Here is a 23965-nt window from a genome sequence, read left to right on the forward strand (position 1 = left end):
GCCGCGGCACCGGGGCCTGTTACTTGTTCAGGCCGGGGTAGAGGGGGTGCTTCTCGGTGAGCGCCGTGACGCGCGCGCTCAGGGACTTGGCCTTGTCCTCGTCGAAGCCGGGGAGCAGCGCCTCGGCGATGATGTCGGCGACCTCGCGGAAATCCTCCTCCTGGAAGCCCCGGGTCGCCAGCGCGGGCGTCCCGATGCGCAGGCCGGAGGTGACCATGGGCGGGCGGGGGTCGTTCGGCACGGCGTTGCGGTTCACGGTGATGCCGATCTCGTGCAGCCGGTCCTCGGCCTGCTGGCCGTCCAGTTCGCTGTTGCGCAGGTCGACGAGGATCAGGTGCACGTCCGTGCCGCCGGAGAGTACGGAGACGCCCGCGTCCACCGCGTCCTGCTGCAGCAGCCGCTCGGCGAGCAACCGGGCACCGGTCAGGGTCCGCTGCTGGCGCTCCTTGAACTCGTCGGAGGCCGCGATCTTGAACGACACGGCCTTGGCCGCGATGACGTGCTCCAGCGGACCGCCCTGCTGACCGGGGAAGACCGCGGAGTTGATCTTCTTGGCGTACTCCTTCTTGGAGAGGATCACGCCGCCACGCGGGCCGCCGAGGGTCTTGTGCGTGGTCGTGGTCACGACGTCCGCGTAAGGCACCGGAGAGGGGTGCAGCCCGGCCGCCACCAGACCCGCGAAGTGCGCCATGTCGACCATGAGCAGGGCGTCCACCTCGTCCGCGACGCGGCGGAAGGCGGCGAAGTCCAGCTGCCGCGGGTACGCGGACCAGCCGGCGATGATCATCTGCGGCCGGTGCTCGCGCGCCAGCCTGCCGACCTCGTCCATGTCGACCCGGCCGGTCTTCTCGTCCACGTGGTAGGCGACGACGTTGTAGAGCTTGCCGGAGAAGTTGATCTTCATGCCGTGCGTGAGGTGACCGCCGTGCGCCAGGTCCAGGCCCATGATCGTGTCACCGGGCTTGAGCAGCGCGAACATCGCGGCGGCGTTCGCGGACGCCCCGGAGTGCGGCTGCACGTTGGCGGCGTCCGCCCCGAAGAGGGCCTTGATGCGCTCGCGCGCGATGTCCTCGATGACGTCGACGTGTTCGCAGCCGCCGTAGTAGCGACGCCCCGGATAGCCCTCCGCGTACTTGTTGGTGAGGACGGATCCCTGGGCCTCCAGGGAGGCGACCGGCGCGAAGTTCTCCGACGCGATCATCTCGAGGGTGGACTGCTGGCGGTGGAGTTCGGCGTCGACGGCGGCGGCGACGTCCGGGTCCACCTCGTGGAGAGAGCTGTTCAGAAGCGACATGGAACCATCCCTGGTGGCAGGCCGGTCGGGCACATTGGCGGACATACGGCGTTCAGTCGTTGCTGCTCGGGCGTAGGGGGCCGCTCTTGCGGCTCCGGGCGACAGGGGCCGGTCGGTGCGGGCCCGGCGTCAGCTTCCGGCGGTGAACGAGGCGTACTCGTCGGCCGTCAGCAGCCCCTCCGGCTCGTCCGTGACACGCACCTTGAACAGCCAGCCGCCCTCGAACGGGGCGGAGTTGACCAGTGCCGGGTCGTCCACGACATCCTGGTTGATCTCGGTGATCTCGCCGGAGACCGGCGCGTAGAGGTCGCTGACCGACTTGGTCGACTCCAGTTCGCCGCAGGGCTCGCCCGCGGTCACCGTGTCCCCGTTCTCGGGAAGCTGGACGAAGACGACATCGCCGAGCGCGTCGGCGGCGTGGGCCGTGATGCCGACCGTCGAGACGCCGTCATCGGCGGCCGACAGCCACTCGTGCTCCTTGCTGTAGCGCAGCTGCTGCGGGTTGCTCATGGTGCGATTCTCCTGGATGAGAGGGGAACGGAGGGAATCAGTCTTGGTCAGTGGGACGCAGGACACGTCGAGCGGCGCGGGCCACGCCGCGTCCCGGCGCCGGGGAGGCGGGCACGGGTCGTCCCGCCGGCGCCCTTGTCAGCGTTGCCGCTTGTAGAAGGGGAGCGCCACGACCTCGTACGGCTCGTGGCTGCCGCGGATGTCCACCGCGACCCCTTCGGTGCCGGGCTCCGCGAACGCCGGGTCGACGTACGCGATGGCGATGGGCTTGCCGAGGGTGGGCGACGGGGCTCCCGAGGTCACCTCGCCGATCACCGAACCGTCCGCGGCGGAGACCACCTCGTACCCGGCACGCGGCACCCTCCTGCCCTCGGCGATCAGCCCGACGAGCTTGCGCGGCGGCGATGTCTCCGCCTGGCCGGCGGCGGCCTCCAGTGGCTCGCGCCCGACGAAGGCACCGTCGTTGGTGGTCTTCTCGAACTTCACGATCCGGCCCATGCCCGCGTCGAACGGCGTGGTCCGCGTGGTCAGTTCGTGCCCGTACAGAGGCATCCCCGCCTCGAGGCGGAGCGTGTCACGGCAGCTCAGACCGCACGGCACGAGGCCCGCGGGCGCGCCCGCGCCGGTCAGCGCCTCCCACACGGCGACGGCGTCGGCGGGGGAGACGAACAGCTCGAAGCCGTCCTCGCCGGTGTATCCCGTGCGGGCGATCAGGGCGTCCCGGCCGGCGACCGTGCCCGGCAGCCCCGCGTAGTACTTCAGCCCCTCCAGGTCGGCGTCCGTGAGGCCCTTGAGAATGCCGGCGGCCTCCGGGCCCTGCACGGCGATCAGCGCGTAGGCGTCCCGGTCGTCGCGCACCTCGGCGCCGAAGCCGGCGCTGCGCTCACGCAGCGCGTCCAGCACGGTCTGAGCGTTGGAGGCGTTGGCGACGACCATGTACGTGTCGTCGCCGGTGCGGTAGACGATCAGGTCGTCGAGGATTCCGCCCGAGGCGTCGCACAGCATGGTGTAGCGGGCGCGTCCCACGGCCAGCCGGGAGAGGTTGCCGACCAGCGCGTAGTCCAGCAGCTCGCCGGCCTGCTGCCCGGTGACGGTGATCTCGCCCATGTGTGAGAGGTCGAAGAGGCCCGCGCGCGTGCGCACGGCGACGTGCTCGTCCCGCTCGCTGCCGTAGCGCAGTGGCATGTCCCAGCCGGCGAAGTCGGTCATCGTCGCGCCGAGCGCGCGGTGTACCGCGTCGAGGGCGGTGGTGCGTGGGCCGCCGCCGGTGGCCCCGCCGTTGGTCTCGCTCATGTCAGGCTCCCGTGACTCGGTGACGCGGATGTCCTCCCCATCTGTCATCGGAACCTGAGAGGTTCGCCACGAGCCCTCGTGCACGGGCGGTGGCTTGCACCTTGGGTGGAGCCGCCTGCGGGCGGCCCGCTTTTCAGATCTGCCTCGTCCTGCGCGGTATCGGTGCCTGAGAGATTCAAGGGAGGACTTGCTCCTTCGGCGCCCCGGCGGGACCGCGCTCCGAGCGCGGCCGGGAACTCTCCCGCGTGGATTCAAACGGCCGGTATCCAGTTGACTGGCCCGCTCATCATGGCATGGCGGCGAAGAGGCGTCGACGGTGCATGCCTTCGCCGGCTGCGATGCCGCCTTGCTGCGCATTACCATTTCTTGACACTCTCGGAGGCGAGCCGCCGGACGGCGGCCATATCCGGGGAGGGGCGATCAGGTGGGCAGCCTGCGCAGTGCGTACGCGACCGTGACCGGCTGGGGGTACTCGCCTTCCGGCCAGGCCAGAGACGCCGCCGACTCTCCTGTACAGGCGACGGTGCCGCCACCGGCGCCCGTCGGGACGGCTGTTCCCGGCGCCTCGGCGCCCGTCGAGGCCGGCGCCGCGGCCGTTCCGGCGGTCTCACCCCCTCCGGCCGCCTCCGTGGACCTTCGCGGTACGGCCGTCCGGCGGACGCTGCGGTATCCCACCGGCGACCGCGTCGTCGTCTCCGGGCTTCCGGGCAGCGGCAAGTCGACGCTGATCCGGCGCGTCGTCGCCCTCCAGGACACCGTCCGCCGCATCGACTCCCAGGACGTGCGCGAGCGTTGGGGGTCCGCGCTGCCGCGCTGGCTGCCCTACGCCGCGTACCGGCCCCTCGCCCGCATCGCGCATTACGCGGGACTGCGGCGGGCGCTCTCCTCCGGCGCGAGCGTCGTCGTGCACGACTGCGGCAGCCAGGCGTGGGTGCGCAACTGGCTGGGCCGGGACGCCCTTCGGCGCGGCCGCGCCCTCCACCTCGTCCTGCTGGACGTACCGGCGGCGACGGCGCTGCGCAGCCAGGCCGAGCGCGGACGCACCGTCTCCGGCTACGCGTTCATGCGCCACCGCAGGGCCGTGCGGCGGCTGATCGTGAACGCGGAGTCCGGGCGGCTGCCGCGTGGATGCCAGTCGGTGGTCCTCCTGGACCGGGGTGCCGCGGGAACACTCGCCGGCATGGCGTTCGAGTAGCAACACGCCGAAGGCGCACGCCCGGCGCGCAGGGCCGGACCGCTCGCAACCCGGTGTGACCACCGCACTAGGGTGGCCGTCATGACCATTCCTCAGCAGTACGGACCGGGCCATGGCGGAGGCTGGCCCGGCAACGAGCTGGAGGAGGCCCTCGCCGCCTCCCTCGAAGTGCCAGGCGCCGGTGCCCGGCTGCTTGAGGTGCTCGGACGCAGCAGCGTCTGGGTGCCGCTGCCCGAGGGCGGCGGCCCCGACAGCCCCGACCTGGATCTGCCGACCGTGGAGCTGAACGGCGGCGTCTATGTTCCGGTCTTCAGTTCCGAGCAGCAGTTCCTGCAAGTCGTCGGGGGCCATATGTCCTTCACCGTCGCACCCGCACGCGACTTCGCCCGCGGGCTGCCGCCGCAGGTGGGCATCGCCGTGAACCCGGAGGGCACCGTCGGCATGCCGCTGCCGCCCGAGGCCGTCGCCGAGCTGTGCGCCAACACCCCGGGTGAGCAGGCCGCGTGGGGCGTGGCGCGCGGCGCGCGGGTGCGGCTCTACGAGCCGGACTGGCAGGAGGAACCGGTGGACTTCCTCGCCGCCGCGGCCGGGGAGTTCGCCGTTCTGCCGTGGATGCGCACGGCCCGCCGCGCACTCGCCAGCTCCGAGGGGGATCCGCCGTCGCTCTTCGTCGGCGTCGAGCTGGACCACCTCGACCCGGACATCCGCCAGGCCGCGCACGACGCGCTCGCGCGTGCGCTGGGCCGCGCCCAGTCCAGATGGCCCGTACAGCTCGTGCTGATGGACGCCGCCCAGGACCCGGTGGTCGACTGGATGCGGCACTGCGTGCGGCCCTTCTACACACGGGACTGAGGTCCGGGTCCTTCCGGGCGTGCTCCGCCCCAGGACGTAGCGCTTCAGCACGACGCCCCATGTCGGTCCCTGCTCGTAAGCTGGTTGGATGACGGGGACAACGGGGAGGGCCGCGTTCGCGGGCCCGGTACAGATCATTGAGAAGGACGGCTTCCTCGCCGGTCTTTCCCAGGGCCGGAGGCTCTTGGGAAGGCCGGCGAGGCGTCGGAGCGGTTCCGGTGGAAGGACGGCCAGGTGAGCGCGGGTGCAGGCGTCGAGCAGCTGCTGGGGCAGGTGTCGCCGGGGAGGTACGACACCTATGAGGCGCTGCTCGATGCGCTCGCCGAGGGCGAAGTGTGGATGCTGCTCTGGAACGGACGTCCGGGCGCGCCCGACGCCCAGTACGGAAACATGGAGGTCGGCGGGTACGGCTACGCCCCGTGCGTGAGCTCCGCCCAGGAGCTGGCCGCCTCCGGCTGGGACCGCTCGCACGAGATCGTCAGCGGCCGTGAGATCGCCTCCGCGCTCTTCCCGGAGCGTTGGGGGATCTGGCTCAACCCGCACGCCCCGGGCGGCGGGGTCGGCATCCCGTGGCTCGACCTGCGGCGCATCGCCCTGGGCCTGGACCAGTTGCCCGCGGGGCCGCTGCGCATCAGCGAACCGAGCCTGGACGTCGCGCAGTTCTACGCGCTACTCAGCCAGAACGCTCATCGCACGCCCGTCGTGCGTTCCCTGCGCCGCGCCTGGGTGCAGCCGGCACTCGGCGCCGGCTATCTCGCGATCGGCCTCGACCTGTACGACACGGGCCGGCAGTCCGTGGAGTCGGCGCAGCAGATGATGCGTCAGTCGGTGGCGGCCGTCCCCGAGGGGCTGCCGGTCTCCAGCGTCGCGATGTCGGACGACTACGACCCCGTGGCGATGTGGCTGCGCCGCAATTCGCGGCCATTCTTCGACCGTGACGTGCCGACGGCCGACGCCGCTCCTGGGCACGGCTACGGCTTCCCCCGCTCCTGACGCCCGTCCGCCCGGTCGGTACGCAACCGGACTTCCTCCAGGGATGCCTGGTGGAAGGAAGCGCAGGTGGGCGGTTGTCCACGCGCATTGACGGGATTCCGATAGTCGCGAGTTGCCGTTCGTATAACGGAATCTGACGCGTCACATCACAGTTGAGCATCCTTTCCCCGGGGGGACTGGCGGGTGATCGCACGGCCGATGAGACTCCCGAGCGTTGAGGCATCGGCCTTGTGAACGTGCGAATTGCGAACTGGCCGCTACAGCGGCGGGCGTGGCTGGTCACCCCCGGCCGAGAGAGGGTTTCCCCACGATGACGGCACCACTGCACGACACGTCCGCGGAGACCGCGCCCGTCGACCCGGCACTCGGTGGCGTGGAAGGCAAGTCCATCGAAGGGCGCTCCCTCGGACGGATCGCGTGGAACCGCCTCAAGCGGGACAAGGTGGCGCTCATCGGCGGCGGCGTCGTCCTGCTGCTCATCCTGGTCGCGTTCTTCGCGCCGTTCATCGTGAGCCTCCTGGGACATCCGCCGGACCAGCACCACGAAGAGATGATCGACCCCCTCTTCCAGACTCCCAAGGGTGCGCTCGGCGGTATCAGCGGCGACCATCTCCTGGGAGTCGAACCGGGCAACGGCCGCGACATCTTCAGCCGCATCGTCTACGGCGCGCGCGTCTCGCTGCTCGTCGGCTTCCTCTCGGCAGTGGTGGCCGTCGTCGTCGGCACCGTGCTCGGCGCTCTCGCCGGTTACTTCGGCGGCTGGCTCGACGCCGTCATCAGCCGCGTGATGGACATGCTGCTGGCCTTCCCTCAACTGCTGTTCATCATCTCCCTGATCTCCGTGGTGCCGAACGAGATGTTCGGGCTGACGGGCACGGGCGTACGGCTCACCGTCATGATCCTGGTGATCGGCTTCTTCGGGTGGCCCTACATCGGCCGCATCGTGCGCGGCCAGACGCTCTCGCTCCGCGAGCGGGAGTACGTGGAGGCGGCGCGCAGCCTCGGTGCGGGGCGGCGCTACATCCTCTTCAAGGAGCTGCTGCCGAACCTGATCGCGCCGATCACCGTCTACACCACGCTCATGATTCCCACCAACATCCTCACCGAGGCCGCGCTCAGCTTCCTCGGCGTGGGAGTCAAGCCGCCGACCGCCTCCTGGGGGCAGATGCTCTCCCAGGCTGTGCGCTACTACGAGACGGATCCGATGTTCATGGTGGTGCCGGGTGTGGCCATCTTCATCACCGTTCTCTCCTTCAACCTCTTCGGCGACGGCGTGCGCGACGCGCTGGACCCCAAGGGTTCCCGATGACCCCCACACCACCAGGCGTGTCCTGGTTCTGTCCCCGGCCCGGCGCAGCCGTGCGGGCCGTGACCTACACCGGAGGATGCAGATCGTGACAACCCAACGCTCATCGAGGCGCAGGATCGCCGCGTCGGCCGTCGCGGTCGCGGCCCTCCTGACCACCGCAGCGTGCGGTGGCGGCGGCAGTGACAGCGAGGGCGACGGCAAGGCGCCCGGATTCAACGCAGCCAAGGCGAAGACGGCCAACGCGTCCGACAAGAAGGGCGGGACGCTGAAGTTCATCGGCACCCAGGACGCCGACTCCTGGGACACGACCCGTGGCTACTACGGGTTCGCCTGGGACTTCATGCGCTACTACAGCCGCACCCTGGTCAGCAGCAAGCCCGTCGCGGGCAAGGAGAGTGCGGAGCTCGTTCCGGACCTGGCCAAGTCCAGGGCGAAGATCTCGGACGACGGCAAGACCTACACCTACGAGCTGCGCGACGGCATCACCTGGGAGGACGGCAAGCCCGTCACCTCCAAGGACATCAAGTACGGCATCGAGCGGCAGTGGGCGCAGGACGTTCTCTCCGGCGGTCCCATCTACCTGAAGGACACACTGGACCCGGACGGCAAGTACAAGGGCCCCTACAAGGACAAGGCCAAGGACAAGCTCGGCCTGGACGCCATCGAGACGCCCAGCGACACCAAGATCATCTTCCATCTGCCCAAGCGCAACGGTGACTTCGAGCAGATGCTGGGCATGCCGTCGGCCTCCCCGGTGCGCCAGGACAAGGACACCAAGTCGAAGTACGGCCTGAAGCCCTTCTCCAGCGGCCCGTACAAGTTCGAGTCGTACACGCCGAACAAGAAGCTGACGCTCGTCCGTAACCCCGAGTGGAAGAAGTCCTCGGACTCCATCCGCAAGGCCCTCCCGGACAAGGTCACCGTCACCCTGCTGACCAACTCCGACGAGATGGACAAGCGCCTCATCAACGGTGACTACGACCTGGACATCAACGCCACCGGCATGGAGGCGGCAGGCCGTGAGAAGGCCCTGAAGGAGCACAAGGGCAACGTCGACAACCCGAGCACGGGTTACATCCGTTACGCGGTCTTCCCGCAGACGGTGAAGCCCTTCGACAACATCCACTGCCGCAAGGCGATGATCTACGGCTCCGACCACAAGTCGATCCAGAACGCGCGCGGTGGCCCGCTCGCCGGCGGTGACATCGGCACGAACATGCTGCCGGCGCTCGTCCCGGGCTCCGACCTGAAGTTCGACCCGTACGGCATCGCCAAGAACCAGGGCGCGGCCGACGTGCAGAAGGCCAAGGCCGAGCTGAAGAAGTGCGGCAAGCCGAACGGCTTCAAGACCACCATCGCGGTCCGCAACAACAAGCAGGTCGAGGTCGCCTCCGCCGAGGCCATGCAGGCGTCGCTCAAGAAGGTCGGCATCACCGCCGAGGTCGACGAGTACGACGGCGCGCAGACCACCGGCATCATCGGTAACCCCGACGTGGTCAAGAAGAAGAACTACGGGATCATCATCATGGGTTGGGGTCCGGACTTCCCGTCCGGCCAGGGGTACGGCATGCCGCTGTGGCACAGCAAGTACATCCTGGACAACGGCAACAACAACTACGCCATGATCGATGACAAGAAGATCGACGGCATGTTCGCCGATGCGATCGCCGAACTCGACAAGAACAAGGCGGCCGAGAAGTACGCGGCCATCAACGCCGAGGTCATGAAGGGCGCTTACTACCTGCCCTTCACGTTCGAGAAGAACATCATCTGGCGCTCCAGCAGGCTGACCAATGTCGGCACGACCGACGCGTACAGCGGTCGCTACGACTACGCCGTGCTCGGCGTCAAGTGATCCGTCCGACCCCGCCGGCGCACCCGCCGCCAGTCACGAAGGGCAGGTGAGGGCCGCAGTGGTGGCCCGGTGAACACTCCGACAACCTCGGGGAGTTCACCGGGCCCCGCCGGGCCGGAAGCAGTGCTCACATATCTCATCAGGCGGCTCTTCGCCGTCGTAGTGATGCTGATCGTCGTCATGCTGGCGGTCTTCGGCATCTTCTTCCTGATCCCGAAGTGGACGGGGGTCGACCCCGCCACGATGTTCGTCGGCAAGCAGGCCGACGCCGCCGCGCTCGAGGGCATCAGGCAGAAGCTCGGCCTGGACGACCCGATCCTCGTCCAGCTCTTCGACTTCTTCCGGGGCATCCTCGTCGGACGGGACTACGTCAGCGCGGGGGACACCATCCACTGCTCCGCGCCGTGCTTCGGGTACTCCTTCAAGACCGAGCAGGCCGTCTGGCCGATCCTCGCCGACCGGCTGCCCGTCACCCTGGGCCTCGCCGTCGGTGCCGCGATCATCTGGCTGGTCATCGGTCTGGCTGCCGGCGTCGTCTCGGCGCTGCGCCGCGGCTCCATCTGGGACCGCATGGCCATGAGCCTCGCCCTCAGCGGCGTCTCGCTGCCCATCTACTTCACCGGCCTGCTCTCGCTGGCGATCTTCTCCTACGGGCTGGGGCTGGTCAGCAACGAGTACACGCCGATCGAGGAGAGCTTCACCGCGTGGTTCAGCGGGATGACCCTCCCCTGGCTGACCCTGGCGTTCCTCTTCGGCGCCATGTATGCCCGGCTCACGCGCGCCACCATGCTCGAGGTGATGGGCGAGGACTACATCCGCACCGCCCGCGCCAAGGGCGTTCGCGAGCCGGTCGTCATCCGCAAGCACGCCATGCGCTCCACGATGACCCCGATCATCACGCTCCTCGGAGTCGACCTCGGAGCACTCATGGGCGGTGCGATCCTCACCGAGACGACCTTCAGCCTTCCCGGACTCGGCCAGGCCGTGCTGAAGGCGATCGGGGAGAAGGACCTGCCGCTGATCCTCGGCGTCACGCTGATCACCGCCTCCGCGGTGGTCGTGGCGAACCTCATCGTGGACCTGCTGTACGGCGTGATCGACCCCCGAGTGAGGCTCGCATGACGGAAACGCACAAGACGGGTACCTCGGCGGTCGGCGAACCCGTCGCCGACCGGGCGCCCGCCCGCTCCTTCCTCGAAGTGCGCGATCTGCACGTGCACTTCCCCACGGAGGACGGCCTGGTCAAGTCCGTCGACGGGCTCTCCTTCCAGCTGGAGAAGGGCAAGACGCTCGGCATCGTGGGCGAGTCCGGCTCGGGCAAGTCCGTCACCTCGCTCGGCGTCATGGGCCTGCACACCGTCGGGCAGTACGGGCGGCGGAAGGCGCAGCTGTCGGGCGAGATCTGGCTCGACGGACAGGAACTCCTGTCCGCGGACCCGGACTCGGTGCGCAGGCTGCGCGGCCGCGAGATGGCGATGATCTTCCAGGATCCGCTCTCGGCGCTCCACCCGTACTTCACCATCGGCAGCCAGATCATCGAGGCGTACCGCGTCCATCACGACGTGGACAAGAAGACGGCCCGCAAGCGAGCCGTCGAACTCCTCGACCGCGTCGGCATCCCGCAGCCCGACGAGCGCGTCAACAGCTATCCGCACGAGTTCTCGGGTGGCATGCGGCAGCGCGCGATGATCGCGATGTCGCTGGTGAACAACCCCGAGCTGCTGATCGCCGACGAGCCGACGACCGCCCTGGACGTCACCGTGCAGGCGCAGATCCTCGACCTGATCAGGGACCTGCAGAAGGAGTTCGGCTCCGCGGTCATCATCATCACGCACGACCTGGGCGTGGTCGCCGAGCTCGCCGACGACATCCTCGTGATGTACGGGGGCCGCTGCGTCGAGTACGGGACGGCCGAGCAGGTCTTCTACCAGCCGCAGCACCCCTACACCTGGGGTCTGCTGGGCTCGATGCCGCGCATCGACCGCGCGCAGGGCGAACGGCTCATCCCCGTCAAGGGCTCACCGCCCAGCCTGATCAACATCCCGAAGGGCTGCGCGTTCAACCCGCGCTGCCCCTACGCGGATGTGCCCAAGGGCAATGTCACGCGCACCGAACGGCCCGAGCTGCAGGACGTGGGCGGCGGCCATCTGTCCGCCTGCCACCTGGACCGCACGGACCGGGACCGGATCTGGAACGAAGAGATTGCCCCGAAGCTGTGAGTGAGGACGAGCAGATGACGATCCCGTCCCAGCGCGTGACGGACGCCGTGCAGACCAAGGCCGACCCGGAGCCGGGCGAGTCGCTGCTGAAGGTGAGCGGCCTGAAGAAGCACTTCCCGATCACCAAGGGGATCCTCAAGCGGCAGGTCGGTGCGGTCAAAGCTGTCGACGGCATCGACTTCGACGTGCGGGCGGGGGAGACGCTGGGCGTCGTCGGCGAGTCCGGCTGCGGCAAGTCCACGATGGGCCGGCTCATCACGCGGCTGCTGGAGCCGACCGCCGGCGCCATCGAGTTCGAGGGCCGGGACATCACTCACCTCGGCGTGAGCGGCATGCGCCCGCTGCGGCGCGACGTCCAGATGATCTTTCAGGACCCGTACTCGTCGCTGAACCCCCGGCACACCGTCGGCGCGATCGTCAGCGCCCCCTTCAAGCTCCAGGGCGTCGCGCCCGAGGGCGGTGTGAAGAAGGAGGTGCAGCGGCTGCTGGACCTGGTCGGCCTGAACCCGGAGCACTACAACCGCTACCCCCACGAGTTCTCCGGCGGGCAGCGGCAGCGCATCGGCATCGCCCGCGCCCTCGCCCTCAACCCGAAGCTCGTCGTCGCCGACGAGCCGGTCTCGGCGCTGGACGTGTCCATCCAGGCGCAGGTCATCAACCTGCTGGACGACCTGCAGGACGAGCTCGGCCTCACGTACGTGATCATCGCGCACGACCTCTCGGTGATCCGCCACGTATCGGACCGGATCGCGGTCATGTACCTCGGCAAGATCGTGGAGCTGACAGACCGGAAGTCGCTGTACGAGTCGCCCATGCACCCGTACACGCGGGCGCTCCTCTCGGCCGTTCCCGTGCCCGACCCGCGGCGCAAGGCGCAGGGCGGACGCGACCGCATCCTGCTCCAGGGCGACGTGCCCTCGCCGATCAAGCCGCCGAGTGGCTGCCGCTTCCACACCAGGTGCTGGAAGGCGACGCAGATCTGCAGGACGACCGAGCCGCCGCTGGTCTCCCTGGCCCCGGGACACGAGGCTGCCTGCCACCACCCGGAGAACGCCCCCGACCAGCACCCCGAGGACAGCACGCCGGTCGTCGGCTAGGCGCGGCGCGGGGGCTCGGAGCGCGCAGAAGGGCGGCTGCGTGACCGCAGCCGCCCTTTGCCGTTCCGCGCCGGATCAGTACGCGGAGTTCACGTTGTCCATCGATCCGTACTTGTCGGCCGCGTAGTTGCAGGCGGCGACAATGTTGGCGACCGGGTCGGTCACCTCATGCTTGGTGCCCTTGACGTGGTACTGGTCGAACGTCGGCTGAATGGTCTGGAGCAGACCCTTCGAAGGCGTGCCCTTCTGGGCGTTGATGTCCCAGTCGTTCATCGCGTTCGGGTCACCACCGGACTCACGGATGATGTTCTTCTTGATGCCCTGGTGCGAGCCCGGGATGCCCTCTTCCTTCATGACGGCACGGGCCTGCTTGATCCAGCCGTCCAGGTTGTCGCCGCGGGTCGTGCGGTCGGCCTTCGTGCTGGTACGGGCCTCCTTGGCCTTCTCGGCCTGCTTGGCCTGCTTGGCCTGCTTGGCCTTCTGAGCCTTCTCGCTCTGGTCAGCCTTGTCGGATGTGGCGGCCGGCTTGGCTGCGGAAACCTGCTTGGTCTCCTCACCCTTCACGAGGGTCTTGGCCGGAGCGTGGCTGCGCGTGTTGTCGGTGGTGTGATCACCCGTCGCGGCCTTGGCGGCCTTCGTCGACGGATGGTCGGCCACGTTCACCGAATGTCCGGCAACCGGCTTGGCCTGGCCCCGGTCCGTGTGTGCGTCCGAGTGACCGGGCGCCGCGCCGGCGAGGGCAGCAATTCCTGCGGCGGCCGCAAGGCCGACAGCGGCGGACTTCTGGGTCCTGGTCAGGCGGTTGGGGATGCGCATGGAAGAGCGAATACCTTTCGTTGGCTGCGTCGCGTATTTGCCGGTTGGGCGGTGGCGCCGAGTTCGGTTCCCGGCGCGAAGCGACGCTGCCATTGGTAAAGGTCCCTGATGCTGGTGCCAAATATGTGACCTACTAAGCGACTACGGAGAGAAATGCCGATATGTATGCGGACATCCAGGACGGAACCATCGATATGCCGCTGGAGCTGAAGGGTCGGCGAGAGGTGCCCACTAAACGGATTCGGATGTGACGTGCGTCTTATGCGCCGCCTCACATTCAGCGGGTTCCGTATGAACGCTGCGTGGCGAAGGAAGCACATTCCGGTTGACAGGTGTCACGCTTTGTCCCATTTCGTCGCCGACCGGCATCGCCGCAGCTCGGAGGCGTGTCCAGGGCCCGCCGCGCCCCTCGTGAGCCGGTCCGGAAGAGCTCCGGCTCCACGCTTCCACCGGGTGTCCCGTGCGGGCGGCGGCGTGGGAAGAATGGGCCCGTGAATCAGCACCTGCTCGACCCGGCCGTGCAGCACTGGCTCGACATCGTCGGGATCTTCGTATTCGCGATATCCGGTGCCCTCCTCGCCGTGCGCAAGAACTTCGACGTATTCGGAATGGCCGTGCTGGCGGAAGTCACCGGGCTCGGCGGCGGCCTTTTCCGCGACGTCGTGATCGGGGCCGTGCCGCCCGCCGCGTTCACGGACGCCGGATACTTCCATGCCCCGCTGATCGCCACGGTCTTCGTCTTCTTTCTGCACCCTCACGTGGAGCGGATCAACAAGGCGATCAACGTCTTCGACGCGGCCGGTCTCGGGCTGTTCTGCGTCGCCGGCACCGTCAAGGCCCACGAGTACGGGCTGGGGCTCTTCGCCTCCGCCGTGCTCGGCCTGGCCACGGCGGCCGGGGGCGGGGTGCTGCGCGACGTGCTCGCGAACGAGGTGCCGTCGCTGCTGCGCTGGGACCGCGACCTCTACGCCGTGCCCGCCATCATCGGCGCCACCGTGACCGCCCTGTTGCTGGACGCCGGCGCCCTCAACGCCGCGACGATGCTCGGGGCCGCCGCCCTGGCGTTCGTCGTGCGCCTGCTGGCGCTGCGCTTCGGGTGGCGCGCGCCGCGGGCCTGGCACCGCCGGTCCACGGTCGCGGACGCGGAGCCGGGAAGTTGACGGGCCACGCGGGCGGCCCGGCCGCCGAGGAGCCCGAGACGCGACTACCCGCGAGTAACTTCTCCGTGTACGGTGCTCATATGTCCGACACCATCTGCGAAGTCACCGTGAGCGAGTTCGACCGCGACACCTCCGTACGGCAGCGTGAGCCCGGTGTCCACGACACGGACCTCTCCCAGGGCTGGGCCATCGGCCACGCCCTCAACGGCGGCTATCTGCTGGCGACCCTCGGCCGGGCACTCGGCGAGACGCTGCCGCACCCCGATCCGTTCACGATCACAGCGCACTACCTGTCGGCCACCAGCCACGGTCCCGCCGTCATCCGCAGCGAGGTCGTCCGTACCGGCCGCACTCTCTCCACCGGCACGGCCGGCCTCTTCCAGACAGCCGCTGACGGCCGCGAGGTCGAGCGCATCCGCGTCCTCGCCTCCTATGGGGATCTGGACTCCGTCACGGGCGACATCCGTACGAGCGCCGAGCCGCCCGCGATTCCGCCCCGCGGGCAGTGTTTCAGCGCCCGGGACAACCCGGCGGGCCCGGACGCCGGTCCCGAGATGGGCAAGCGTCTCGACCTGCGGCTCGACCCCGCCACATGCGGCTGGGCCGTGGGAGCGCCGAGCGGTCGCGGCGAGATGCGCGCCTGGCTCGGACTGGCCGACGGCCGCGACCCGGACCCGATGTCCCTGCTGATGGCGGTGGACGCGCTGCCGCCCACCGCCTTCGAGATGGGCCTGAGCGGCTGGGTGCCGACTGTCGAGCTCACCGTCCACGTCCGGGCCCGCCCGGCGCCCGGGCCGCTGCGTGTCTCCGTCACCACTGTCAACCTCGCCGGGGGCTTCCTGGAGGAGGACGTGGAGGTCTGGGACAGCGCGGACCGCCTCGTCGCCCAGTCCCGGCAGCTGGCGCGCGCGAAGCTGGGCTGACTTCCGGACGGGATCCGGGGCAGACGTGGCCGGCACATCAGATGGCAGCCGCTGGCCGTTCCCGTCCCGTTCCTCCCTCCCTGCGTGTTTGCCTGCCCGGCTGTTGCGGCGCCGGGATCGATAGGACCCGCCTATGCGGGGCATCGATTTTTGGTCGTGGACCCCCTGCCGCGTGCTCCAGTTCACTGTGGCGCACAGTCAGCGCGATGCCGGACGGCTCCGGTGTCGCGCGATCAGGGAGGTTGCAATGACGCAGACCCCGGACGGCGCCGCGGAGGATGGACGGGGAGCACCGGGCACCCGCGCCGCGCCGGCGCCGTGGTACCGGCAGCTGTACATACAGGTGCTCGTGGCGATCGTCCTCGGCATCGTGCTGGGCTGGCGGTGGCCGGATCTCGCCGAGTCCATGGAGCCCATCGGCACGACGTTCATCACCGCGATGAAGATGCTGATCGGGCCGATCGTCTTCCTGACGATCATCGGCGGCATCGCCGGGGTCGCGAATCTGAAGACGGTCGGTCTCACCGGCATCAAGGCCCTGGCCTACTTCCAGGTCGGCACGATCGTCGCCATGCTGACGGGGCTCGTGGCGATCAACATCTTCCGCCTCGGCGACGGAGTGCACGCCGACCCCTCGAAGCTGGACACCTCGGGCGAGGCCGGCCAGTACATCCAGCAGGGCGAGCACCAGCACTGGTGGGAGTTCCTCACCGGCCTGGTGCCGGAGAGCTTCTTCGGGCCCTTCATCGAAGGCGACATCCTCCAGATCATCTTCCTGGCCGTGATCTTCGGCATCGCGCTCAAGTCGGTGGGCAAGGCGGGCGAGCAGGTCATCGCGACCGTCAACCGGCTCACCGAGATCGTGTTCAAGGTGCTGGCGTTCGTGATGAAGGCCGCTCCGCTGGGCGCCTTCGGCGCGATGGCCTTCGCCATCGGGAAGTTCGGCCTGTCCACGCTGACCAGCCTCGGTTCGCTGATCGTCCTCTTCTACGTCACGTCCATTCTGTTCGTCGTGGTCGTCCTGGGCGGAGTGCTCGCCGCGTACGTGCGGCTGAACATCTTCCAGCTCTTCCGCTACTTCAAGGAGGAGCTCCTGCTCGTCCTCGGAACGTCCACGGCCGAGCCCGCGCTGCCGGGTCTGATGCGGAAACTGCAGTTCATGGGCGTCGAACGCTCCACGGTCGGCCTTGTCGTGCCGACCGGCTACAGCTTCAACCTCGACGGTGCGTCCATCTACCTGTCGCTGGGCACCCTCTACATCGCCCAGGCCACCGACACCCCCTTGTCCGCCACGCAGCAGCTCGGCCTGCTCGCCGTCATGCTGCTGACGTCCAAGGGTGCGGCCGGTGTCGCCGGGGGCGGGTTCATCGCCCTCACCGCGACGTTGTCGACGGTCGGCACCGTTCCCGCCGCCGGGATCATGCTCATCTTCGGGATCGACAAGTTCATGTCGGAGTGCCGGGCACTGGTCAACTTCTGCGGCAACGCCGTCGCCACCCTGTTCATCGCCAAGTGGGAGCGGGGGCTCGACCTGGCCAGGGCGCGCGAGGTGCTGGCGGGCCGGGCCGAGGCCCCGCCGGTCACGGCGGCAGGCGGCCGGGAAGACCGGGAAACAGCCATGGACGGAGACGCGGACGGAGACGGGCACGGGGACTCCTCCTCCGCGGACCGTCCCGAAGCCGGTGCGAACACAGGCGTCAAGGCGGGCGCGAAGGCCGGCGGCTCCGCGGAGGTGGCGAAGTGACGTCCTGACGGCGTGAGCCCTGTGGTCGTTCCCGTGACGAGCGCAGGGCTTGTGCGCGCCCGGCCGCTGAGGACCGTGCGCCCGCCACGGATCGCTGACCGGTCCGCGGGTGGCCGGCCCGGCGCCCGGGGACCGCGGAGCTCGACGAACAGCTGAACGGCCCGGGCGGTGACTAGGCTGCGCCTGTCGATCCAGGTCAAGACCCGGGAGGCGCCGTGGACGCGCGGCAGCTCGAGTACTTCCTCGCCATCGTCGAGCACGGCGGCTTCAGCAAGGCGGCGGCCGCGCTGCACGTGGCGCAGCCGTCCCTCTCCCAGGCCATGGCCAACCTGGAAGCCGATCTCGGGGTGGCCATCTTCCACCGGGTGGGACGAGGGGTCGTCCTCAGCGAGGCCGGTACGGAGCTGCTGGAACCCAGCCGGCGCGTGCTGCGGGACCTGGCGGCCGTGCGCGACACAGCTGCCGCCCTCGCAGGTCTGCACGGCGGGACCGTCGAGGTGGCCACCATGCCGTCGCCCGGCATCGAGCCGTTGACCACCCTCGTCCAGCGGTTCGCCGAGCTGCACCCGTCCGTGACGGTGTCCACGCAGGCTGCCTTCACACCCGACGAGGTGGTCTCGCTGGTCCGCAGCGGCGCCTGCGAGCTGGGGCTGCTGGGCTCCGCCAGCCCCGTCAGCCCGTCCGGGCTGGACGTGCTGAACGTCGAGGACCAGCCGTTCGTGGTGGTGGCTGCGCCCGGCGGCCTTGTCGAGGACGACGTCGCACTGTCCCCTCACGATCTCGCCGGCCAGAAGCTCATCGCGTCCCGGACGGGCAGCCTCATGCGCAGCATCGTCGACGACGTCACCGCGGGCGGAACAGGGACCGAGATCGTGACGGTGGTCGACCACCGGACCTCGATCCTGCCCCTCGTCCTCACCGGAGTGGGGGTCGCCGTGCTGCCTTCCGCCTGGACGCGGCTGGCGCGCCGTTGCGGTGCCGTGGTCGCACCGATCGAGCCAACCGCGCATCTTCATGTGGCGATGGTGAGCCTCCCGGCTCATCTCACTCCGGCCGCGCGTGCCTTCCTCTCCCTCACCGGATCCCTGGCCGCGCACCGGGCCCGGCCCCCGTCGCCGGAGGGCTGACGACCGACCCATCGGCGGTGCCTATGGCTCGCATCGAAAGCAGGTCTTGGACGTGCCGTGAACCTGGTGTGTTGACTCGGATCCCGGAAGCGTCGCGTACGCCGGGGTCCGTCCGCCGGTCCGCGCCGCACCGTTCACCGCCCCACATCTGCCATGCGCCGGAGGCACCGATGAGCACACCCCGCACGTTCCGCATAGCCGCCGTCCCCGCCGACGGAGTGGGCAAGGAGGTCGTCGCCGCAGGACGCGCGGTCCTGGACGCCCTGGCCGACGGCTCCCGTGGCTCGGCGGACGCCTTCGCGTTCGACTGGGAGGAGTTCCCGTGGGGCTGTGGGTACTACGAGCGGACGGGCGAGATGATCGACGGCGACGGTCTGGAGCGCCTCAAGGAGTTCGACGCCATCTACTTCGGCGCCGTCGGCTGGCCCACCGTCCCCGATCACATCAGTCTCTGGGGTCTGCGCCTGAAGATCTGCCAGACCTTCGACCAGTGGGCCAACGTGCGCCCGATGCAGTTCCTGCCCGGCGTGCAGAGTCCGCTGCGCAAGGCCGACGACATCCACCTCGACTGGGTCGTCATACGGGAGAACAGCGAGGGAGAGTACGCGGGTCTCGGCGGCCGCAACTTCTCCGGCCGCGGTCAGGGCAGTGAAGTCGCGGTCCAGTCGGCCCTGTTCACCGAGGTGGGCTGCGAACGCATCATGCGCTTCGCCTTCGACCTCGCTCGCACGCGGGACCGGCGGAAGGTCTCGTCCGTCACCAAGAGCAACGCACAGCAGTACGGCATGGTCCTGTGGGACGACGTTTTCACGCGTGTCTCCGCCGACTATCCGGACGTGGAGACCGAGAGCGTCCTCGTCGACGCCATGTCCGCGAAGTTCGTCCTCCAGCCGGAAGACCTCTCCGTCGTCGTCGCCTCCAACCTCAACGCCGACATCCTCTCCGACCTCGGCAGCGCCCTGTCCGGCAGCCTCGGCCTGGCCGCCAGCGCCAACCTCAACCCCGAGCGCCGCTTCCCCAGCATGTTCGAGCCCGTACACGGCTCCGCCCCGGACATCGCCGGCCAGGGCCTCGCCAATCCGATCGGCGCGGTCGGCAGCGGTGCACTGATGCTGGACCACTTCGGGCTCCCGGAGCAGGCCGCCCGTCTGCGGAAGGCGATCGAGACCACCACGGCCACGGGGATCCTCACTCGCGATGTCGGCGGCACCGCCTCCACGGAGGAGGTCACCAAGGCGCTGATCGACGCGCTGAGCGTGTGAGGGTGAGAGCTGGTCGGCGACGGAGGGCAGCTCTCGATCACGTGCCACGGCCGTGCGGCGTGACCGCCTGGCCCGGGGCGGCGGGTCTCGGCCGGGCATCGCGCGACTGCGGTCGCCCGGACACGCCCTCGCTCGGTCAACTCCCGGGCGTCGTCCGGCGGTTGATCACACCGAGGTATGCCGTGTCTTGTCCCAATGGGTACGGCGTGTCAGGCGCCTGGTCGTCTTCCGTGCCAGATGCACCAGGAGGCCGGTTCTGAATGAGTCGAGGATCAGCAGGGCGAGAGCGGAGAGGGCGATGCGCTCCCAGAACGTGCCGACTGCGAAGGAACCCGCGGCGCAGAGCACGCCGCTGGTGCCGAGGGCGAGCCTGTCCCAGCGGTCGAGGGGTCGTCGGTCGTACAGCTTGTCGATCTCGGCCGTGCGGCGGTCCGCCCACTCCCGCAGGTGGGCGCGCCGGTCCCTCTCGGACTCCGGGGTGGCGGCCAACTGCAGCTCCAAGCGGCGCCGTTCGCCTTCCAGACGCTCCATCTCCTCGTACGGGGTCTCCCAGGGCACCCTGTCCTCCTTGCCTTGCCGGGGCGGTGGCCGAACACCTGTAACCGGCCGCGTACTTCGTCGTCGGACCGGACCCGGTCATCGAACCGAACCTGGTGGTCAGCCTTGCGGACATGACACTGCGCGAGCGCCGGACCGGCCGGAATGAGACCCAACTCACCGCGGACAGCAGGTCACACAGCTCTGTGCGGCGGCTGCCGCGGCTACGGCTCGAGCCGTCGATGCCGCCGAGGGCAGCGCCGGTTCCGGCACCGCTGCTCTTGCCGTGGCGGGGCCGATGCCCGTCCCTTCCACGCGTCGGTGTCCGAATGCAGCCTTGCCTCGCCGGACGGGCTCGGACACTGTCATGGAGCACCGCGATACGCCCGGTGACCGAGCCGCATCGGAGACCCCATGCTGCGGATGCACTTCACGGCCGACGACATCGCGCGTGTCCGTGTCGCCGCGACGCCCGACCACCTCTGGGAGATCGCCAACAGCTTCCAGACGCTGATCCGGGAGGACGACGTGCTGGCGTTCGGCGACTGGCGGCGGCTGGTCCGGCCGCGGCTGAGCCCGGCGGACGGCCTGCTGCCGTCGCTCCTGCCGTCGCGCGGTTATTCGCCGGACTTCCTCACGCCCGGCTCCGGCGGTTCGAACCTGGAGAGCGCCGTCGACACCGTGCTCCGCACGCCCAAGACCGCACTGCGCGACGACCTCGCGGTGCTCGCCGCCTCCCCGGTGCGGGGGCGGCGGCCGTTACCGGCGGGCGCCCGTGCTCTTGCCGAGGGCGAACCCGAGGCCCTGCGCCGGCTCGGCTCCGCCCTGCACGCCTACCACCGGCGTGCGCTCATGCCGTTCTTCCCCCAGGTCCAGGCGCAGGTCGACGCCGACCGGGCGGTCCGTGCCCGGGCGGCCCTGGCGGGAGGCGCGCAGGGACTCCTGGCCAGTTTCCGGCCGTTGCTGCGCTGGAAGCCGCCGGTGCTGGAGGCCGACTATCCCGTCGAACGCGAACTGCGGCTCGAAGGACGGGGGTTGGTGCTTCAGCCGTCGTTCTTCTGCTCCCGGAGTCCCGTCATGCTCGCCCGCCCGTCCCCCGAACTGACCCCGGTCCTCGTCTATCCCATCCAGCACACCCTCGGCTGGGCCCGGGGGAGGAGCGCCACGGAACTGGACGCCGGCCTGAGTCTTCTGCTCGGGCGTACCCGGGCAGCGATCCTGGAGGACGTCGTGACGGGCCGTACGACCGGTGAACTCGCCCGGCGGTTCGGCATCTCCGACGCGGCCGTGAGTCAGCACACCGCAGTTCTTCGCGGGGCGGGCCTGCTGCTGAGCGTGCGCCGGAGCCGGCACATGCTGCACACCATCACCCCCGCGGGGCTCGCCCTGCTCGACGACCACTGAGCGCGCAGGACGTCTAAGCCACAGCTTCAACGTGTGGCGGCACCGCGACGTCCGACGCCAGCCTGTCAGCACGGAAACGGTCCGCATTCGTCACGCGGGGCCCGATTTCCGCCATCACAGGGGGGATTCACAGAAATGCGCAAGAGACGTTCCATCCATGCCGTCATCGGCCTGGCGTGCCTGCTGTCGGCAGTGTTCGCCACGACCGCACCGGCACAGGCCGCCTCTTCGGAGAACGACCACAAGAAGAACGCCGGTCAGGTTCTGACCATGCCGACGGCGCCGCCCCTTGGGGAACATCCCGGGGCACAAGGCCCAGGGGGAGAGTCGGCACTCCCGGCCGGATCCGTGCTCGCGGAGCCTCCGACGACCTGGCCGAAGGCCAACAAGATCGTGCATGTGCCGTTGGGCGGCAGCCTCACGTGCGACAGCGGGAACCTGTGCGTCGCCGCCTACGACCCCACGAGGGGGGACGTGGCGGTCTTCTTCCTCTACTACTGCGAGACCTACGCGCTGTCGAACTTCGTCGGCTCGGGGTCCTACCGCAACTCCCAGACCGGCGGCGCCGTCGCGCACTTCTACGGCAAGACCGGCAACCACCTGCTGGCCGTCGGTCCCGGCGAAGGCGCCTCGGACTACGACTGGACGCCCGTGTGGAGCATCCGTAACTGCTGAGCCCGTTCCACGCGGGGGCGCCGGTCGGACCGCCGTCCGACCGGCGCCGGCCGGCTTCTGCCGGTGCGGACGGTGCTGCCGCCCCGCGGGGGAGGGCGGCAGCCCGGACGACGAACGGCTGGGCGGCATCCCCCGGGAAAGCAACAGTGGTAGCCGTGGCTCGCCAACGGGTTTCGCCGGGCTCCCTGGCCTGATGCCGCCTCACCGCACGGGACACGGTCTAAGGGCTCCCACGTGCCGTGCCCTTCATGCCGGCCTCGGTGTCCCCGTCCGGATTCGGCGGCGCCGGGGGCAGTTCCAGGGGCCGGGCGGACGGAGCGGGCGGAAGTTGGCGCGGGCTCGCGGTCGGTGCGTCGGGCGCTGGTGGATTCGGAGCCTGCGAGTCGGTGGAGGGTGCGTTCGCCTGTGTGGTGAAGAACCACCTCATCCTCGGCTCCAGCACGAAGCGCAGCCCCTGCCGCACCGGCGCCGTACAGAGAAGGGTCATGAGCCCCGCCGCGATCACCGTGATGGCGAATCGGTCGAGCGGATGCTGCGCCCCCTCGTGCTCGAACCAGCCGAGTTCCTTGGCGTACTGGACCGGATAGACGTGCAGCACGTACGCGCAGAGCGTCCCGGCACCCAAGGACGTGAACCACATGCGCCTGCGCGGGACCCAGGACAGGAAGCACGCCGTCATCACCAGCGCGCAGGCGAACGCCGTCAGCGTCATCACCGCGCCCAGCCACGACGGCAGGCCCAGGCTCTGCGCGTCCTTGTCGTGCAGGAACGGGGCCCCGGAGATGTACGGCACGGCCGCGTACGACACCGCCAGCGCACCCGCGGCGACCGGCACTGCGAGGATCCGTACGATGCGGTGCCGCACCAACTCGAAGTGTTCGGGCCGCAGTCGGAGCCCCAGCACGAAGAACGGCAGGAACTGCGCGGTCCGCATCAGTCCCAGATCGTCGCTGATGCTGGGCGTCACGCTCGCCGCGACCGCGATGGCCACGGCCACGGGCAGCGGCCACCGCAGGATCCTCCACAGAGGCGTCGTCATCCGCCACAGGCACAGCGCGACCAGGAACCACAGGGCGAACCCCGGTTCCTGGTAGCTGAATTCACGGTCCGGGTCGTCAGCGGCCCATCGCATGAAGAACGTGAAGAGCGTCTGGAAAACGAGGTACGGGACGACGATGCCCGTCAGCAGCCGCCGGATCTGCCGCGGCCGGCACTCGAAACGGCGGGAGAGATAACCGGAGATGATGACGAACGCCGGCATGTGGAACGTGTAGAGCAGGTAGTACAGCGCCGTCGTCGGGCGGCTGCCGATCGTCAGCGGCGCACACGCGTGCCCGACTGCGACGAGCACGATGGTCAGGTACTTGGCGTTGTCGAGATACGGGTCGCGGGGCGGCCCGTCCCTCTGTCCCGCCTGCTTCTCGTCCACCTGGACGGGGCGATCCACCTCGTCCGTACGGTCCACACCGTCCGCGTGGCCCGGCACTCTCGCCGGTAACTCACGGGCAGCAGCGGCGGGTTCAGTACGCAGCGGGGGGAGCGGCGCGCGTTCGGTACCGGCCTGCAGCATCTGCCGCACGCTAGAAGCGGAGGCCGGCGTCCGGAGTTTTTCTGTACGATGCAGCGATTTCGCGAAGAGCGAGGAGAGTTGCGGGTACCTTCTGCGTTCAGCGACCGGTGACCCCGCCCGCACCGTGACC

21 protein-coding genes and 1 riboswitch are annotated in these 23965 nt (G+C 69.4%); of the genes, 15 read left to right on the forward strand and 6 right to left on the reverse strand.

The annotated features are described in order from the left end of the window. Positions 1–19: 19 nt before the first annotated feature. The 3 genes from I004_RS0109435 to gcvT form a co-directional block, all read right to left on the reverse strand. A complete protein-coding gene (locus tag I004_RS0109435; RefSeq protein ID WP_028435276.1) occupies positions 20–1294 on the reverse strand; it encodes a serine hydroxymethyltransferase in 1275 nt (424 codons plus the stop codon). A gap of 129 nt (positions 1295–1423) precedes the next feature. Beyond that, positions 1424–1804 (reverse strand): glycine cleavage system protein GcvH, encoded by a 381-nt coding sequence (gcvH, locus tag I004_RS0109440; protein WP_028435277.1) that lies wholly within the window; start codon positions 1802–1804, stop codon positions 1424–1426. A gap of 138 nt (positions 1805–1942) precedes the next feature. After that, positions 1943–3097 (reverse strand): glycine cleavage system aminomethyltransferase GcvT, encoded by a 1155-nt coding sequence (gene gcvT / locus I004_RS0109445; RefSeq protein WP_037975619.1) that lies wholly within the window; start codon positions 3095–3097, stop codon positions 1943–1945. A gap of 144 nt (positions 3098–3241) precedes the next feature. Then, positions 3242–3351: riboswitch (glycine riboswitch) on the reverse strand. Positions 3352–3620: 269 nt separating this feature from the next. On the opposite strand from gcvT, the gene I004_RS0109450 reads away from it, so the two are divergent. The 8 genes from I004_RS0109450 (at position 3621) to I004_RS0109485 (ending at position 12617) form a co-directional block, all read left to right on the forward strand. Continuing rightward, positions 3621–4292, forward strand: coding sequence for an AAA family ATPase (locus tag I004_RS0109450; RefSeq protein ID WP_028435279.1), 672 nt, complete (start codon positions 3621–3623; stop codon positions 4290–4292). 81 nt (positions 4293–4373) lie between these two features. Then, complete coding sequence (locus I004_RS0109455) at positions 4374–5144, forward strand: enhanced serine sensitivity protein SseB (RefSeq protein WP_028435280.1); 771 nt, start codon at positions 4374–4376, stop codon at positions 5142–5144. 234 nt (positions 5145–5378) lie between these two features. After that, entirely contained in the window at positions 5379–6137 is a 759-nt protein-coding gene (locus I004_RS0109460; RefSeq protein WP_028435281.1) for an enhanced serine sensitivity protein SseB C-terminal domain-containing protein, read from the forward strand. 310 nt (positions 6138–6447) lie between these two features. Next, entirely contained in the window at positions 6448–7446 is a 999-nt protein-coding gene (locus I004_RS0109465) for an ABC transporter permease (protein ID WP_028435282.1), read from the forward strand. Positions 7447–7531: 85 nt separating this feature from the next. Beyond that, positions 7532–9301, forward strand: a complete 1770-nt coding sequence (locus I004_RS0109470) for an ABC transporter substrate-binding protein (RefSeq protein ID WP_028435283.1) — start codon at positions 7532–7534, stop codon at positions 9299–9301. A gap of 123 nt (positions 9302–9424) precedes the next feature. Further along, a complete protein-coding gene (locus I004_RS0109475; RefSeq protein ID WP_028435284.1) occupies positions 9425–10423 on the forward strand; it encodes an ABC transporter permease in 999 nt (332 codons plus the stop codon). Continuing rightward, positions 10420–11520, forward strand: a complete 1101-nt coding sequence (locus tag I004_RS0109480; RefSeq protein ID WP_028435285.1) for an ABC transporter ATP-binding protein — start codon at positions 10420–10422, stop codon at positions 11518–11520. The genes I004_RS0109475 and I004_RS0109480 overlap by 4 nt, the downstream gene beginning before the upstream one ends. Positions 11521–11534: 14 nt before the next feature. Further along, entirely contained in the window at positions 11535–12617 is a 1083-nt protein-coding gene (locus I004_RS0109485; RefSeq protein ID WP_037975699.1) for a dipeptide ABC transporter ATP-binding protein, read from the forward strand. A gap of 75 nt (positions 12618–12692) precedes the next feature. Here the strand turns inward: I004_RS0109485 and I004_RS0109490 are convergent, their stop codons facing one another. Further along, entirely contained in the window at positions 12693–13433 is a 741-nt protein-coding gene (locus I004_RS0109490; RefSeq protein WP_037975621.1) for a transglycosylase SLT domain-containing protein, read from the reverse strand. Positions 13434–13924: 491 nt separating this feature from the next. Here I004_RS0109490 and I004_RS0109500 point away from each other — a divergent pair, with 491 nt between their 5' ends. From I004_RS0109500 to I004_RS0109520, 5 genes are all read left to right on the forward strand, one after another. Then, positions 13925–14593, forward strand: a complete 669-nt coding sequence (locus I004_RS0109500) for a trimeric intracellular cation channel family protein (protein WP_028435288.1) — start codon at positions 13925–13927, stop codon at positions 14591–14593. 80 nt (positions 14594–14673) lie between these two features. After that, positions 14674–15516, forward strand: a complete 843-nt coding sequence (locus I004_RS0109505) for a thioesterase family protein (RefSeq protein ID WP_028435289.1) — start codon at positions 14674–14676, stop codon at positions 15514–15516. A gap of 247 nt (positions 15517–15763) precedes the next feature. Continuing rightward, positions 15764–17260, forward strand: a complete 1497-nt coding sequence (gene dctA / locus I004_RS33135) for a C4-dicarboxylate transporter DctA (protein WP_078510973.1) — start codon at positions 15764–15766, stop codon at positions 17258–17260. A 215-nt stretch (positions 17261–17475) separates the two neighbouring features. Continuing rightward, on the forward strand, positions 17476–18387 hold the full coding sequence (locus I004_RS0109515) for a LysR family transcriptional regulator (RefSeq protein ID WP_028435290.1): 912 nt from the start codon (positions 17476–17478) through the stop codon (positions 18385–18387). Between the two features lie 170 nt (positions 18388–18557). After that, on the forward strand, positions 18558–19649 hold the full coding sequence (locus I004_RS0109520) for a tartrate dehydrogenase (RefSeq protein ID WP_028435291.1): 1092 nt from the start codon (positions 18558–18560) through the stop codon (positions 19647–19649). A gap of 165 nt (positions 19650–19814) precedes the next feature. Here the strand turns inward: I004_RS0109520 and I004_RS37495 are convergent, their stop codons facing one another. Then, positions 19815–20207, reverse strand: a complete 393-nt coding sequence (locus I004_RS37495; protein ID WP_051344880.1) for a hypothetical protein — start codon at positions 20205–20207, stop codon at positions 19815–19817. A 393-nt stretch (positions 20208–20600) separates the two neighbouring features. On the opposite strand from I004_RS37495, the gene I004_RS0109530 reads away from it, so the two are divergent. Both I004_RS0109530 and I004_RS0109535 read left to right on the forward strand, forming a co-directional pair. Next, the gene (locus I004_RS0109530) at positions 20601–21590 is read left to right on the forward strand and encodes an ArsR family transcriptional regulator (protein WP_028435292.1); all 990 of its coding nucleotides are present in this window, start codon (positions 20601–20603) and stop codon (positions 21588–21590) included. Between the two features lie 135 nt (positions 21591–21725). Next, entirely contained in the window at positions 21726–22265 is a 540-nt protein-coding gene (locus I004_RS0109535) for a hypothetical protein (RefSeq protein ID WP_028435293.1), read from the forward strand. Between the two features lie 220 nt (positions 22266–22485). On the opposite strand, the gene I004_RS33150 is transcribed toward I004_RS0109535, so the two are convergent. Further along, complete coding sequence (locus tag I004_RS33150; RefSeq protein WP_199779360.1) at positions 22486–23835, reverse strand: acyltransferase family protein; 1350 nt, start codon at positions 23833–23835, stop codon at positions 22486–22488. Positions 23836–23965: the final 130 nt, after the last annotated feature.

This window comes from Streptomyces sp. TAA486 (assembly GCF_000426165.1).